Source organism: Candidatus Amarobacter glycogenicus (genome assembly GCF_016704105.1).
Lineage (GTDB): Bacteria > Chloroflexota > Dehalococcoidia > Tepidiformales > Tepidiformaceae > Amarobacter > Amarobacter glycogenicus.
This window is the reverse complement of the sequence record NZ_JADJAT010000020.1, coordinates 46,551-62,041: the sequence shown is the minus strand read 5'-3', so window position 1 is coordinate 62,041 and position 15,491 is coordinate 46,551. Positions and strand designations below refer to the sequence as shown.

General features: G+C 66.9%; 6 protein-coding genes. 4 read left to right on the top strand and 2 right to left on the bottom strand.

Annotation, left to right across the window (positions count from 1 at the left end; genetic code table 11):
* The first annotated feature begins 187 nt into the window (after positions 1 to 187).
* Positions 188 to 2,713, top strand: a complete 2,526-nt coding sequence (locus IPG14_RS14655; RefSeq protein ID WP_343392318.1) for a LuxR C-terminal-related transcriptional regulator — start codon at positions 188 to 190, stop codon at positions 2,711 to 2,713.
* Positions 2,714 to 2,847: 134 nt separating this feature from the next.
* Positions 2,848 to 9,000, top strand: a complete 6,153-nt coding sequence (locus IPG14_RS14650; RefSeq protein WP_343392317.1) for an RHS repeat-associated core domain-containing protein — start codon at positions 2,848 to 2,850, stop codon at positions 8,998 to 9,000.
* A gap of 43 nt (positions 9,001 to 9,043) precedes the next feature.
* On the opposite strand, the gene gyrB is transcribed toward IPG14_RS14650, so the two are convergent.
* Positions 9,044 to 10,990 (bottom strand): DNA topoisomerase (ATP-hydrolyzing) subunit B, encoded by a 1,947-nt coding sequence (gene gyrB / locus IPG14_RS14645; RefSeq protein WP_343392316.1) that lies wholly within the window; start codon positions 10,988 to 10,990, stop codon positions 9,044 to 9,046.
* 221 nt (positions 10,991 to 11,211) lie between these two features.
* Here gyrB and IPG14_RS14640 point away from each other — a divergent pair, with 221 nt between their 5' ends.
* Positions 11,212 to 12,102, top strand: a complete 891-nt coding sequence (locus tag IPG14_RS14640; protein ID WP_343392315.1) for an NUDIX hydrolase — start codon at positions 11,212 to 11,214, stop codon at positions 12,100 to 12,102.
* A gap of 29 nt (positions 12,103 to 12,131) precedes the next feature.
* Here the strand turns inward: IPG14_RS14640 and IPG14_RS14635 are convergent, their stop codons facing one another.
* Positions 12,132 to 13,478 carry an MFS transporter gene (locus tag IPG14_RS14635; protein ID WP_343386269.1) on the bottom strand — a complete coding sequence of 449 codons (1,347 nt, stop codon included), beginning with the start codon at positions 13,476 to 13,478 and terminating at the stop codon, positions 12,132 to 12,134.
* 244 nt (positions 13,479 to 13,722) lie between these two features.
* On the opposite strand from IPG14_RS14635, the gene IPG14_RS14630 reads away from it, so the two are divergent.
* Positions 13,723 to 15,486, top strand: a complete 1,764-nt coding sequence (locus tag IPG14_RS14630) for a DUF4231 domain-containing protein (RefSeq protein WP_343392314.1) — start codon at positions 13,723 to 13,725, stop codon at positions 15,484 to 15,486.
* The last annotated feature ends 5 nt before the right edge of the window (positions 15,487 to 15,491 follow it).

The window sequence follows — 15,491 nt, the reverse complement described above, 5'->3', positions numbered from 1 at the left end:
GCCCCTTCTCCCCTGCCCTCCCGCCGCCTGCGCGTTTGCCGGGCTGAACTTCGGCGAAGTCGATTGCAATCACTGCGGCGTCTTTTCCCGCTGAACTCGGATACCGGCAACTCAGCAAGCGGGAGAAGGGGTGAACTACGCTCCGAAACGCTATAGCATTCCCGCACTTCCAGACCAAAGGTGTGTGGTGACCAGCAACAGCGCGATGAGGGTGCGCCGGATCAGGGAGCGCCTCGGTCTCTCGCAAGAGGCCCTGGCCGCACGGCTCGGTGTCTCGTTCACGACGGTGAGCCGTTGGGAGGCCGGCAAGGCCGAACCTCGCCGCCGGGCGGGCGAACGCCTGCGCGAGCTCGACGAATTGCCTCTGCGGGTTGAAGCGCCGGCACGGCCAGCCCAGAACGGTTTCTTCGGCCGGGACAACGAACTGGCGGCCATCCGCTCCCTGCTCGGCGTAACGAACCTGATCACGGTCACCGGGCCGGGCGGCTGCGGCAAGACGCGCCTGGTCCGAGAGGTGGTCCGCTCGTTCGGCCAACCGGTCTGGTTCGCCGAACTGGCGGCCGCCAGAGAGGAAGCAGCGCTCGTCGCCACGGTGGTGGCGGCGGTCTCGGCGCCGGCGACCGCCGTCATCACAACCGCGGATCTCTCGCGTCACCTGCGCGATGCGCGTGGATTGCTGGTCCTGGACAACTGCGAACAAGTCGTCGGCGCCGTCGCGGACCTGGCGGACGCGCTTATTGGCGCCTGCCCGGGCCTGCGCATTCTCGCGACCAGCCGGGAACCGCTGCGGCTCGAGGCCGAGACCGTCATTCGCCTCGGTCTCCTCGCACTGCCCGCAGGCGAGACCGTCCAGGCCATCGGTGCATCACCGTCGGTGCAACTCTTCGTCGATCGGGCTGTACGGCGCCAGCCGGAGTTCGCCCTCGACGCCGAAACCGCCCCGATTGTTGCCGCAATCTGCCGCGAACTCGATGGCCTTCCCCTGGCCATCGAGCTGGCCGCAGGTCGTTGCGCGAGTCTTTCGCTCACCGACCTGCGCGATCGCCTGCACCTGCGGCTCGACCTCCTCGCCTCATCCGACCGGTCGGCGCCGGCCCGCCACCAGACGCTGAACGCAACCATCGGTTGGAGCCACGCGCTGCTTTCGGCGGACGAACGGGAGGTCTTCGAGACACTCGGGGTGTTCGCCGGCGCGTTCCGGCTCGACGCCGCCGAAGCCGTCTGCGCCGGGACTGGCGTCGCTCGAGTGGTTGCCGACCTTGTTGATCGGTCGCTTCTCCAACTCCAGGAGACCACTTCAGCCGGCCGCTACATCATGCTCGATGCGGTCCGCATCTTCGCCCGCGAATGCCTCGTTGCGCGAGGTGTATTCGCCGCGGTGTCGCGCCGTCACGCAGAGTTCTACCTGGCCCTCGGTGATGGCGGCGGCGACGGGACCGGGGCGTTCGAAGCGCGTCTCCGCGACGACGTATCCGACTTCCGCCAGGCGATGCGCTTCCTCCTCGACGCACAGGACGCGGCCGCCATAAGGCTCGCCGCCAGGTCGATTCGGTTCTTCTTCTACTACGGCAATATCGCCGAAGGGCAGCTCTGGCTCGATGAAACGGTCGAGCGCTGCGCCGGTCTCGACCCCGCCGCCGTCCGGCAGGCGTTGTACGCGGCCGGTGTGGGATGCGTGGCTCGCGCGGACCTCCCCGCCGCCCGGGACCGGTTCAGGCAGGCCCTGGAGATTGAAGGCGTATCTCCTCAGGAGTCCGCGGCGTTGCGCTCTGCGCTCGCGCTGGTCGCGCTCTACCTCGGGGATGGTGCGACGGCCGTCAGTGAGTTCCGTTCCGCCCTGGCCGTGCCCGGCGGCCTCTCCGAGGTGGAACGGGCGCAGTCGGTTGCCAACCTGGGCTGGTCCCTCCTCCACACGGGCGACCTTGCGGGGGCCGAAGTAGCGCTGCAAACGGCGCGCGATACCTACCAACGTCTCGGCCATGCCCAGGGATTGACCCTCACCGGTGTCTACCTGGGCGATCTCGCGCTCGTTCGGGGTGAGCCGGCGCGCGCGTTCGAGTGCTACGCGGAAGCCATGGCCGGGGCCCGCGAGCGTGGAGAAGCCTACTGGGAACAGCTGGCTACCATCCGGATGGCTCTCGTCCACTGGCTCTCCGGGGATCCCCTGGAGGGGTTGCGTCTCATGGTGAAGGTCCACCAGTCACACCGGGCAACCATCACCGGCCTCCCGGAGCTGGCGTTCTCCCTCTTCCTTGTGATCATCCTCGCCGGGGAGCTCCCTGGAGAGGCGATGCGCTTGCGGCTTGCCCTCGAAGCCGAGCAGCGGCGGCTCAGTTTCCCCGTCCCTACCATCTGGGCGCCGTTCTACGAACGTGCCTCGGCGAGAATCGAAGCGGCGCTCCCGGCCGCCCGGCACCGGAAGGGCTCCGAGACAGGACCACCCGCCCCGTTGTCGGTGCTGCTGCTTGCTGCCGTCGAGGCGAGTGACCGCTACCTTAGCTCCCGGCCGGGCCCGCCAGCCGAGACGAAGGCACGGCTTTCGCCGAGAGAAGCAGCGGTCCTGGAGATGCTCGTCCAGGGGGCCACGAACAAGGAGATCGCGCGGGCGCTTGTCATCAGCCCTCGAACCGTTGAGCGTCACCTGGCGAATGTGTACGGGCGGATCGGCGCCCGCGGCCGTGCCGACGCGATCGCCTGGGCACTGCGCACCTGATGCCATCGACTCGCCGGAGCGGTTACATATGGGTGATCTCCGTCACCCCCGCGTGGCCGCGCACGGATGGCCGTTGGCTCGCGAGCAGTTAGCGTTTCGCATCCTGGAGGAGCGCGCGGCGCAAAGTGATGGGTTTGGATGCGAAGCTGGCTGTGCGGCGGGCGATGCAAGGGCGAACGTGGAGTGCGTTCGCCCTGAACCTCGTCCCGCCGCTCGTGGTCATCGGAGGTCTCCTCCTCTTCCTTGTCGCGGCGCGCTCGCCCGAGCGGCCCCACGCTGCCGTCTTTCCAGTTCGCGCGTTGCTGCCGGGCCTTGCCGCCGACAGCGTGTCCTCAACGACGCCCACGGCGCCCGCGACGGCCACTCAGCCAGGGCCGACGGTCGTGGAGACGGCTGACGGCACATTCCCGGCGGCGACACCCGCCTCCACGACGCCCTCGGCCACAGTCACGACGGCGACATCGACGGCCACGGGCACAACCACTCCGACGTCGACCTCCACATCGACGGCCACCGCGACCGGGACCGCTACGTCGACTTCAACCGCGACGTCCACCGCGACCGCAACGTCTACCAGCACGGCGACTGCCACCCCAACAGCGTCGCCAACCCCGGATGGTGCACCGCCGCTTCCCGACACGTCGGCGAGCGACCTCGCCTCATCCATCTCGTTCCTCCACGCCGGGCCGAACCCCGCACAGACCGGGGTAACGCCCGGGAGCATCGACTCCGCACTGGCAGCGCTCGTGAGTGGCTACGTCTACGACAGGGACACGGAAGCGCCCCTGGCCGGCGTCCTCATCACCGTGCTCGGACACCCGGAATGGGGCGGCACCCTCACGCGTGCCGACGGGACGTACGACTTCGCACTCAACGGCCAGCGCTACGCCACACTGCGATACAGCCTCGACGGCTACGTGAATTCCCAGCGCCAGATCTTCGTCCCGGCGTTGGAGTACGTCACGGCCCCGGATCTCGCGATGGTGCCGGTCGACGGTGCGGCGAACGTGGTCAACCTCGCCAATCCCGGGATGAAGGTTGCTCGCGGTTCGAGCGAGACTGACGGCGCCGGGACGCGGCGCGCCACGGTACTCTTCCCCGAAGGCACGACCGCGACCCTCCAGCCGCCCGTCGGGCCTCCCTCTCCGCTCACTTCTCTGACGCTGCGTATCTCCGAGTTTACGGTCGGCCCGAACGGGCTCGAAGCCATGCCCGCCGAACTTCCCCCGGCGTCCAAGTACACCTACGCGTTCGATGTCAGTGCCGATGAAGACGGCCAAATCATGTTCAACCAGCCCGTGCCGTTCTACGTCGAAGGCTTCGTGGGGTTCCCCGTCGGCGTCGATGCTCCGTTGGGCTACTACGATGAAGCCTTGGGACTCTGGCTTCCGTTGAACAGTGGGCGCGTCGTCAAGGTGGTCGCGGTCAACGCCGGCGTCGCAGAGCTGGATGTCGACGGCGATGATGTCGCCGATGCAGGCCCGGCACTCGCCGCCCTGGGCATTACGCCCGATGAACTGGCCACGGTTGGTGCGCTGTACGCCGCCGGGCAGGTCCTGTGGCGAGTCCAGCTGCCCCACTTCAGCGTCCTCGACATCAACTGGGCCAGGGCCGACACCGACCTGGCACTGCTCGAATTGCAGACCGTCCAACCGGTTCGAAAACCGCTCGCTCCCGAGGTTTGCACGGAGTGCCCGGGTTCGGCGATCGAACTCGAGAACTCCGGCCTGAACGAAACGATCGGCCTCACCGGAGTGCCCTCGGCCCTGCACTACTCGAGCATTCGCACCCAGCGGAAGGGCGAACTCGTCGCGACGCTAACCGGTGCGACGGTCCCCGCGGAGCTGCTCCGCATTGAGGTCACCGTGAATGTGGCAGGTCAGGTCACCCGGCAGACCTTCCTGCCCGGCGCCAATCTCTCCTGGCTCTACACGTGGGATGGGAACGACGGCTTCGGCCGCAGGGTCTGGGGGGCCCAGGAGGCCACCGTCCGCATCGAGAACGTCTTCCAGGAGTCCTACGGGCAACCCTCGGAGTTCGGCGGGCCGCGCGTAGTCTTCAGCACCTTCCTCGGGCCTGCGACGCGGAACGAGGGCCACATCACCAAGGAGTTCAAGCTGTCCCTCGCGGCCGCGTGGGGCAGCGGTGCGGCGGCTCTCGGCGGCTGGTCGCTCAGCGACCACCACGTTTACGACCCGGGTGACAGGACACTCTACCTGGGCAACGGAGAACGGATCGTCGACGCTGACCAGCTGGGGGGTGTGCTCAACACGGCGCTTGGGGCCGGCCCTATCTCCCACACCAGCGCACCGCCCAACACGCCGGCCCGGCTCATCACAATGAACGGCCAGGGGGCAGTGATTGCCACCGCTCACGGTGGCGGCTATTGGGCCGGCATCGGGATACGCCTTTTCCACGTCAGCCGGGATGGCCTGGTCAACCTCGCCGCAGTGTTCCCGGAGTCGATCGGAGACCTGGCTGTCGGTGCCAGGGGCGAGGTCTACATTGCGAACAACTGGATCGTCTACAAGTACGACCCGTGGACCGCTTCGACCACGACCGTGGCAGGTACCGGGGGCAGTTGTCCAGGGCCACTCACGACCGCGGAAGTCGCCGCGACCACACCGCTCTGCCTCGGTCCGCGGCTCGCGGCGGCGCCCGATGGCAACCTCTACATCGCCGACCTCGTCCATGAGCGCATCAATCGGTTGACCCCGGACGGCGTAATCCGCCCGTTCGCCTTCCAGGGCGTCCAGTGCGACTTCTTCGCAGCCTATCGCCACGCCTTCTGCGGGGTGGATGTCCCCGCCTGGGGCACCTCCGTGCACAACATCTACGACATCGATGCCGGCCCAGGCGGCGAGGTCTACGTACGCGCCGGTACGTCGGTCGGCGTCATCGGTACCGATGGCGTTTTCCGGAGGCACATCGGCGGACTCACCCTCCACGGTGAAGGTGTGCCGGGCGTGGACCTGGCCGAGGACATCGATGCGTTCGCGGTTTCCCCTTCCGGGGTGTCCTACTTCTTCAGCCGCGGCACCGCCGGCGACAGCTACAGGGTCCGGATGCTCGACGGCGGGGTCGTCCGCGATATTGCGGGTAACGGCTACCAGGGCGCCACGCCGGTTGATGGCCACGCCGCCACCCGTGTGTCCGTAACGGGCATGGGAGGCACGGCTTCGTTCGCCTTTGGCCCCGATGGCTCCGTCCGGTTCCTCGAGTACGGGACCAGTCTCATAAAGACCATCGAGTCGCGCGTGGAGGGCTTCGGGGGCCTTGCCGATTACTTCATCCCCGCGCGGGACGGCAGCGTCCTCTTCCACTTCAATCCCGCGGGGCGTCACCTGGAAACGCTCCATGGCCTGACCGGCGCCGTCCTCCTTAGCTTTGGCTACGATGCGGCCGGCCGGCTCGTCACCATGACCGACGCCGACGGCAATGTCACCACCGTCACGCGTGACGGCCTGGGAGCGCCGACGGGCATCGTCGGCCCGTTCGGGCAGGTCACAGCACTGTCCGTCGACGGCAACGGCTTCCTCCAGACCATCACGAACCCGAACAACGAGACCGTGACCGTGAGCCACGCCTCCGACGGCCTGCTCCTTTCGCTCACGACGCCGCGCGGGAACACGGCGACCTACGCATACAACACCGCCCGCGAGCTGACCTCCGGCGCCAATCCCGCGGGTGGTTCGCAGACGCTCGCGGCAACGAACCTCCCGGCGACCGCGTCACGCGAGGCGGGCCACGAAGTCGGCCGGACGACTGGTCTCGGCCGGACGACCGTCGCCCTCGTCGAGAACATGCTGAACGGCAGCCGCAAGCAGACCCTCATCCGGCCCGACAACACGTCCATGACGACCGTTTACGACAACGGTTCCATGACGTCGACGGCGCCGACGGGCGCGGTCGCCACCTCCAGCGAAGCCCCGGACCCGCGCTTCGGGCTCGTTGCCGGGATCCCGTCCGTGACGGTCCAGAACACTCCCGGCGGCCTCACCCTGACCTCGACCAGCGCCGAGACGGCCGTGCTCCTGGATCCCAACGACCCGTTTAGCCTGGTGACGCTTACGAACGCCGTCGTCACCAACGGTCGAACAGACCAGAGCGTCTATGACGCGGCCACGAAGACCTTCACCGTCACCTCGGCCGGGGGAAGGACGAGTTCCACAACAATCGATTCACTCGGCCGCCCGGTGGAGGAACACATCACCGGACTGGAAGGCGCCTACGCCACCTACGACGGGCGAGGCCGTGTCGCGACCGTCACCTCCGGCAGCGGCGGGAGCGCCCGGACTACGACGTTCGCGTACAACGCCGCGGGCTACCTCGCTTCAGTGACCGACCCGCTGGGCAGGGTCGTTTCGTTCGAATACGACCTCAGCGGCCGCGTCTCGAAGCAGATCCTGCCCGATCTGCGGGAGATCGTCTTCACCTACGACGCGGACGGCAACGTCCTTACCCTGACGCCCCCCGGCAAGCCGGCGCACGCCTTCGCCTACAACGAAGTCGGACAGGTGGTGAGCTACACGCCGCCGGCAGTCGGCGGGCCCGTGGCGACAACCCATGGCTACAACCTCGACCAGGCCCCGACCACCGACACTCGTCCCGATGGACTCTCCACCACCCTCGCTTACGACAGTGCCGGCCGGGTGAGCACCTTCACCTTCTCCCGCGGCGTCATCAGCATCGTCTACAGCGTCGCCACAGGGCAGGTCACCGGTATCACAGCGCCGGGCGGCGAGGTGCTCGCTTTCAGCTACTCCGGCGAATTGCTCACGCAGGAGACCTGGTCTGGACCGGTCTCCGGGAACGTCGGCTGGACGTACGACAACGACTTCCGCGTCAGTACGCAGACCGTCAACGGCGCCAACACTGTCACGTTCGGTTACGACAACGATTCGCTGCTGACGACGGCCGGGTCGCTCAGCCTGGTCCGGAATCCGGCGAACGGCCTGCTCACGGGAGCGGCGCTCGGGACCATCAGCGAGACGTGGACGCACAACGGCTTCGCCGAGGTGACCGGCTACTCCGCCGTTACCAGCATCGGGCCCGCCAGCCTCTACTCGGTCACTCACGATCGCGACTCCCTTGGGCGGGTCACCCACGAAGTCGAGACCATCCTCGGTGCCGTCGCCACCACTGACTTCAGCTACGACCTCGCCGGCCGGCTCATCGGCGCTACGCAGGCCGGTGGGCCCGGCGCCGGGTCACGGACCTATACCTACGACACCAACGGCAACCGCCTCACGGGGCCCGGCGTCGCTACCGCTACCTATGACGCCCAGGACCGCATGCTCACCTACGGTACGAACACGTACGCCTACACCGCGAACGGGGAGCTCCTCTCGAAGACGAACGGCGCGGGCGTCACCAGCTACACCTACGACGAGCTTGGCAACCTCACCCAGGTGGTCCTTCCCGGCGGCCCTACGACCATCGACTATGTCATCGACGGAGCGAACCGTCGCGTTGGCAAGAAGATTGGTGGAGTTCTCCAGCAAGGGTGGCTGTACGACGGCGACCTGGCCATCGTGGCCGAGCTCGATGGGTCAAACGTACTCGTCAGCCGCTTCGTCTACGCGAATGGCGTGAACATGCCGGACTACGTCGTACAGGGCGGCGTCACCTACCGCATCATCACCGACCACCTCGGCAGCCTGCGGCTGGTCGTGAACGCGGCGACGGGAGCAGTCGCGCAGCGCATGGACCACGACGAGTGGGGCGTCGTTACCGACGACTACGTCGCGCCGGGCTTCACCCGCGTCCCCTTCGGGTTTGCAGGGGGGCTCTATGACGCGGATACGGGTCTCGTCCGCTTCGGTGCCCGGGACTATGAGCCTCAGACGGGGCGCTGGACGGCGAAGGACCCGATAGGGTTCGCCGGGGGCGACACCAACCTGTACGCCTACGTGGGCAATGAACCGGTGAACCGAGCCGACCCCGTGGGGCTCGCGGACGAGTGGGTCCTCGTGGTCCAACTCGAGGGGAGAGTCATGACCAGCGTGGACTGCGGAAAGTCCTGGCAGCCCGTCTTCGGCCAGCGGCTCTTGCGAAACGTGAATCTGGTGCGAGTGATGCCCGGCGGAAGAGCTCGGGTCCAAGACCCGCGCGGGTACGTCAAAGTGTTGTACGAGGGCGACTATCCCGCGGGCGAGGCGGTAAGGGGGGCAACGGTCAGGCTGCGCGCCGGGACCGGTGGCTGGCGTGGGGAGGTCGAGCGCGCCTTCGGTCGGGGCCGGTTCGAGCTGGACACGCGAAACGGGGTGCTCTCCGCCGAGGGATAACGGTGGCGCAGGGCGAGCGCGAGGTCCGGTGCGCGGCTCTGCCCTAAATGTCCAGGTTCTTCACGTTCGCGGCGTTCTGCTGGATGAAGCGGCGGCGGTGGCTCACTTCGTCGCCCATGAGTTCGTAGAAGAGCTTGTCTGACTCTGCTGCGTCATGGACCGCTACCTGGAGGAGGACGCGGTTGTCCGGCTTCATCGTCGTCTCCCAGAGCTGTTCGGCGTTCATCTCGCCGAGGCCCTTGAAGCGCTGCACGTTCAGGTTCGCGCGGCGGTTGGTCTTCTTGTAATCATCGAGGGCCGCATCGTTGTAGAAGTAGCGGATGTCTTTGCCCTGCTGGATGCGGTAGAGCGGGGGTTGAGCGATGTACAGGTAACCGCCGTCGATGAGTTCCGGCATGTTCCGGAAGAAGAACGTCAGCAGCAGTGTACGGATGTGGGCGCCGTCCACGTCCGCGTCGGTCATGATCACGACCTTGTGATACCGCAGCCGTGCCACGTCGAAGGTCTCGCGGATGCCCGTGCCGAGGGCGGAGATCACCAGGCGGATTGCTTCGTGGCCGAGCATCTTGTCCGGCCGTGCCTTCTCGACGTTCAGGATCTTGCCGAAGAGCGGCAGGATCGCCTGGTATTTGCGGTCCCGCCCCTGCTTCGCCGAACCACCCGCCGAATCGCCCTCAACGATGAAGATTTCCGATTCTTCCGGGTCGCGGCTGGAGCAATCGGCGAGCTTGCCCGGGAGCGTCCCGCTTTCGAGGGCGCTCTTGCGCTGGACCAGGTCGCGCGCCTTCCGGGCCGCCTCGCGGGCGCGGCTTGCCACCAGGCACTTCTCGATGATCCGGCGGCCGTCGTTCGGGTTCTCTTCCAGGTACTGCGCGAGCGTCTCGGCTACCACAGTCTGGACCTGGCCAGTGACTTCGGGGTTGCCCAGGCGCGTCTTTGTCTGGCCCTCGAACTGGGGCTCCGGCAGCTTGACCGAGATCACCGCCACGAGCCCTTCGCGGACATCGTCGCCGGTCAGGTTCGGGTCGTTGTCCTTGAGGATCTTCGCCTTGCGCGCGTAGTCGTTGAGGACGCGTGTGAGCGCCTGTCGGAAGCCGGTCATATGGCTTCCGCCGTCGATCGTGTTGATCGAGTTGGCGAACGTGTAGACCGTCTCGTTGTAGCCGTCGTTGTACTGGATGGCGAACTCGATCACGTTACCGTCGACTTCGCGGTCGGCGTAGATCGGTTCGAAGTTGATGGCCTCGCGTTCGCGGTTGACGTGGCGGACGAAGCTCTTGATGCCGCCTTCGAAGTAGTAGTTCACTTCGTGGCCGTCGCGTTCGTCGTAGAGCCGGAACCAGACCTTCTTCGTCAGGAAGGCGTAGAGCCGCAGGCGCTCCGCCTCCAGCTTGAAGTCGAAATCGACGCTCTCGAAGATCGTGGAATCCGGCTTGAAGCTGACCGTTGTGCCGCTCTTACGCTCCGTGGTCAGCCTGGTCGGCGTGAGTTCGTTCTGGGGTGCGCCCTTGGCGTAATCCTGCCGGTAGACCTTGCCGGCCTTGTCGGCGCCCTGTGCAGCCGGGTCCGGCACCACTTCCACCCACATCTCTTCGGAAAGCGCGTTCACGACGCTTGCCCCGACGCCGTGGAGGCCGCCGGACACCTTGTATCCGCCGCCGCCGAACTTGCCACCGGCGTGAAGCACGGTCAGCACTGTTTCGACAGCCGTCTTTCCTGTTTGCTTCTGCACATCCACGGGGATGCCTCGGCCGTTATCGATGACCGTGCACCAGCCGTTCGCGTGGATGAGCACCTCGACACGGTCACAATAGCCGGCCATCGCCTCGTCGACGGCGTTGTCGACGAGTTCTTTGATCAGGTGGTGGAGACCGGACTTATCGGTCGTACCGATGTACATACCGGGTCGCCGCCGGACGGCTTCGAGGCCTTCCAGCACCTGGATGTTTTCAGCGGTATACGAAGAAGATGGAGCAGCAGGTGTAGTCATAGAGTGAAGCTGCGAACCTCGCGCGCGCCCTGTCCGGGAGATGAGGGCAAATCGCTAGTGTACCTTCACAGTTTACCATGCAGCATCGCCCTGAAGCGAATCCGGGCGCCCGGTGGGTGGGCGCTCTTAACGCTCGAAGGCAGCCGCCGCCAGCCATGGCGCGGGCGGCCCTCCCGTGTTGTGTCTGGCCCTCCGGGCGCCTCTGGCCGTACGCTCGGCGGGTGCCCTACAGAGCTCCCGGCAGTGGCCCCGAAGGCTCGTGCGTCTTCCTCATCCGCGCCGACGGCTCCATCCTTCTCCAGCAGCGAAGCGACGATGTGCCTCCGGCCGGCGCCGGCCGATGGGCCGTGCCCGGCGGAGGGCGGGAAGGTGGGGAATCGCCACGCGACACGGCCCTCCGCGAATTCGCCGAAGAGACCGGGGTCGCGCTCCAACGCCTCCGGTTCCTCGAAACGGTCACTCCCGCCGAGGTCCCGGAATTGCTGCCGGCACGTCTCCACCTCTTCTTCGCGGATGACCAGGTCCCACGCGCGGAGATCGGGGTCTTCGAGGGCCTGGACTTCCAGTACCACCACCCGGATGCATTCGCGGAACTCAGGATGAATGCGGGCGCGCGCAACCTCCTCTCCCGCTTCATCGCCACCGATGCCTACCGCGGCACCGTCTCCATGTTCCGTCCGCACAAGGACGGCGTCGGCGTCATCGTCCTGGACCGGTGGGGCAGGGTTCTTCTCCAGCTTCGTGATGCGGACCTCCCGCCCGATCGCTACCCCAACCAGTGGTCGATCCCCGGCGGCATCCTCGAACCCGGCGAAGCCCCCGATGCGGGCGCGCTTCGCGAATTCGAGGAGGAGACGGGCGTGCTCCTCGAGGACCTTAAGCTCTACCGGATGTTCCGCCGGGACCCCGATTTCCCCACCTCCATCACGGATACGTACCACCTCTACTACTGCGACCCGGACCTCGACGAGACCGTCATCGAAGTGAACGAGGGCCAGGCCTTTCGTCACTTTGCCCCGTCAGACCTCGCCACCCTGCAAATGCCAGTCCACGCGCGCACCATCCTCGAAGGCTTCTTCGAAAGCGCCCACTACCGCCGCCTCTTCCACTGAACGGGATGCTCCCCGCCCGGGCCTATCCCTCAGTCGAGACGGCGCATTGCCGGGACGAACAGCGCGATGAGCCCCATGGCCAGGACAAGCAGCGCGGCGAGCCCACCGATTGCGACCTGCGGCCCCGCGAACTCCGCGAGGATCGAGACCAGGAACGTCCCGAACTGGACCAGGCTGAACTGCATGAACCAGACCGATTGGACTCGTCCCCGGTACTCCTCTTCGGAGTAGCTTTGCACCAGCACCTGCCCGATGGCCATGCGCCCGGCCTGTGCCGCGCCGATGAAGATCATGATCGGCAGGGTTATCCAGAAACTCGTCGAGATCGAAAACGCCACGATCCCCACGCCGAGCAGCGCACCCCACCCGATCATCATCTTGCCGCGGCCTTTGGACGCCGAAGAAGCGATGAAAATGGAGCCTCCCACGGCCCCCAGGCCCTGGACGCTCTGGAGGATGCCCTGCTCAAACGCTCCCTTGTGGAGGATGTCCTTGACGAAGCCGGCCAGCAGCATGGTGTAGGGCATGGCCACCACCACGATCAGGAAGTTGACCATGATGAGCATCCGGATCGTGGGGTCCGTCGCCACGTACCTCATGCCGTCCTTCAGGTCCTTGAACCCATTGGACCTTCGGCCTCCACTCCTGGCCAGCTTCGCTGCACGGCCCGCGTCGCTCTGGGCGAAGGCGTAGAGCGGCTTCGTCGGCAGACGCATGGTGAACGTCACCGCGAAGAAGTAGAGCGCGGCCATTACCCCGAACACCGCCGCCGGGCTGAGCGCCGCGATCAGGAAACCGGCGATGCCCGGCCCCACCAGCTGCATGAAGGTCTGCCCCGAGGAGTTGATCCCGATGACGTTCATCAGGCGATCGCGCGGAACCAGGTCTGAAATCATCGATTGGCGCGAGGGCATCATGATCGAGTTCACACCGCCCTGCAGGAACGAACTGAGGAAGAGGTGCCAGAAGGCCAGCTCAACCCCCAGCCAGCCGGCGGCCAGAGCCGCGAGCACCGCCGCATTCGCCATGTTGTAGATCTGGGCCGACTGGATGATCGTCTTCTTCGGCGCCCGGTCCGCGATCAGGCCGCCGACCGGCGAAAGCAGCAGCCCCGGAATCGCGTTCGCGAGTGCCACCGTCCCGAGGGCCGCGAACGAGCCGGTGATGTGGAAAACCAGCCAGCTCCGCACGACCAGCTGCATCTGCATCGAACCGAACTGGAAGATGTTCCCGATGAAGAGGTTCCGGAAGTGCGGGTTCTCGATGACTGCACCGAAGGTGCGGCGCGTCCAGCTCTGGCGCTGGAGGTCTTCCGGCCCGCCGGATGTGGCGTCGCCATCTGACTCGGGCGTCTCGAGTGCGGGAGGTACGGCCATGCACGCTACCGGGTACGAATCTGGGCTACCAGGCCATCCACGCTCCGGAGCGGCCTCGCCCCTATCCCTTATACGCGCCCGGGAGCTAGCCGCCAGCCGGGATTCGCGTCCCGACGCGACGGACTTGCCACCGCGGGTGGATGTCGTCCTTTTCGGGGCGAGTGGGTTTCTGGGCGTGCCGACTGATCGGTGAGCACCCGTGGTGGCCTTGCTCCCCACGGCTACGCGGTGGTCTAATCCCGCCGTGAACCAGCCGCCCGCCGGCGCGCACCCTCCGTTCCCGCGCGTCGCCCTGCGGGTGGGCGTCACTGGTCACCGCCCGAATCGTCTCCCAGTCCCGGAGTTCGCCGGCCCTGCTATCCGCCGCGTCTTCGAATCGGTCGCCCGGGTGCTCCTGGACCTGCCTCCCGAACTGCTCACCGTTTCGGCCCCGGACCGGCCGCTCCTCCGCGTTCTCACCGGGCTCGCCGAAGGCGCCGACAGGATCGCCGCGAGCGAGGCTCTCCTTCTCCGTGGGCGCCCGCAAGGGCCCGAAGTTGAGCTTCAATCCGTCCTTCCGTTCCCCCGCGAAGAGTGCCGGTCTGACTTTGAGACTGCATCCAGCGTCGCCGAGTTTGAAGAGTTGCTCGCCTCCTCAAGCGCCGTCCTCGAGCTCGACGGGTCCCATGGTGAACCCGGCGACGCCGCTGCAGAGCGTTCGTATGAGTACATGGGCGAGATGCTCCTTCGCTCCTGCGACCTCCTCGTGGCTCTCTGGGACGGGGGTCCGTCCCGAGGGCGCGGTGGTTCGGTGTTCATTCTTCAGCGCGCGCGCGCTCTCGGGATTCCTGTTGCGTGGGTCGATGCCCGGGACGGCACCCTCCGGATCTCCACCGACTCAACGGCCTGGGTCGACTTCAGCGAGGCGAAGTTGCGCTCGGTCGTGCTGTCCCTGCTGATGCCCCCTTCCGCGCAGGAAAGCCGCTCCGGCCGGGCATTCTTCGCCGAAGCCCAACCCGGCCGGGGCGTGTTCCGTCGGGCCTGGCCCCTGTTTCGCATCCTCGGAGCGGGGCCATCCGCCCGCCTCGCTCCAACCCCGCCGCAGCCGCTTGAGGGCCCCTTGTCGCGGGCATCATCGCCTGGTTCTTCGGGCCTCTTCGGGCCCCATTACTCCTGGGCGAACGCGCTCGCCATCGCCTACGCGGACCGCTTTCGCAGCAGCTTCCTGGTGATCTCGCTGGCGGCCGCGCTGGCCGTACTCTTCAGCGTCATTGGTTCCGCTGTCGAGCACGAAACCCGCGGCGCCATTGCCGCCCTGGTCGCCATTGCGGCGGCTATCGGAGTGTGGGTGCGAGGCACCCGCGGCCGTTGGCACGAGCGCTGGATCGACTACCGCCTGATGGCGGAACTCCTGCGTGACATGGCGGCTCTTTGGCCTATCGGCGCGGGCCCCCCGGCCGCTCGCCTGCCGGCCCATGCCGGGCCGGGCGATCCCGGCACCACCTGGGTCGCGTGGCACGTCCGCCGTGTCCAGCGTGCCGCCGGGCTGCCGAACGCCCGCCTCGATCCCTCCAGCCTCCATGACGTCCGCGAGAATCTCCGCCGTGAATGGATTGGTGGCCAGTTGCGCTACCACGCCGCGAACTCCGCTTTTCACCGCCGCCTGGACCGGCGGCTGGCCATCTTCGGATTCGGATCCTTCGTATTCACGCTCGGCGCTCTCGCCTGGTTCATAGCCACCGACCGCGATGACATCCGCCTCTTCGAAGCCGGTCTGCCGGCCCTCGCCGCCTGGTGCGCAACGATTCGCGGACACGCCGAACTCGAGCGTGTCGCCCGCCGGTCCGGAGCGATGGCCGAAGGACTGCGTCATCTCCAGGAAGAGCTTCTCGCCATCCCCCTTAGCGGGGGTCCGGCCGCCTCGCGTGAGCTTGTGACGACGGCCGAGGGCACCGCTGACACCCTGATCAGCGAAGTGCTCGATTGGCGGGTCATGCTCGGCTCCCGTCGCCTCGAACTTCCCGGGTAGGCGCC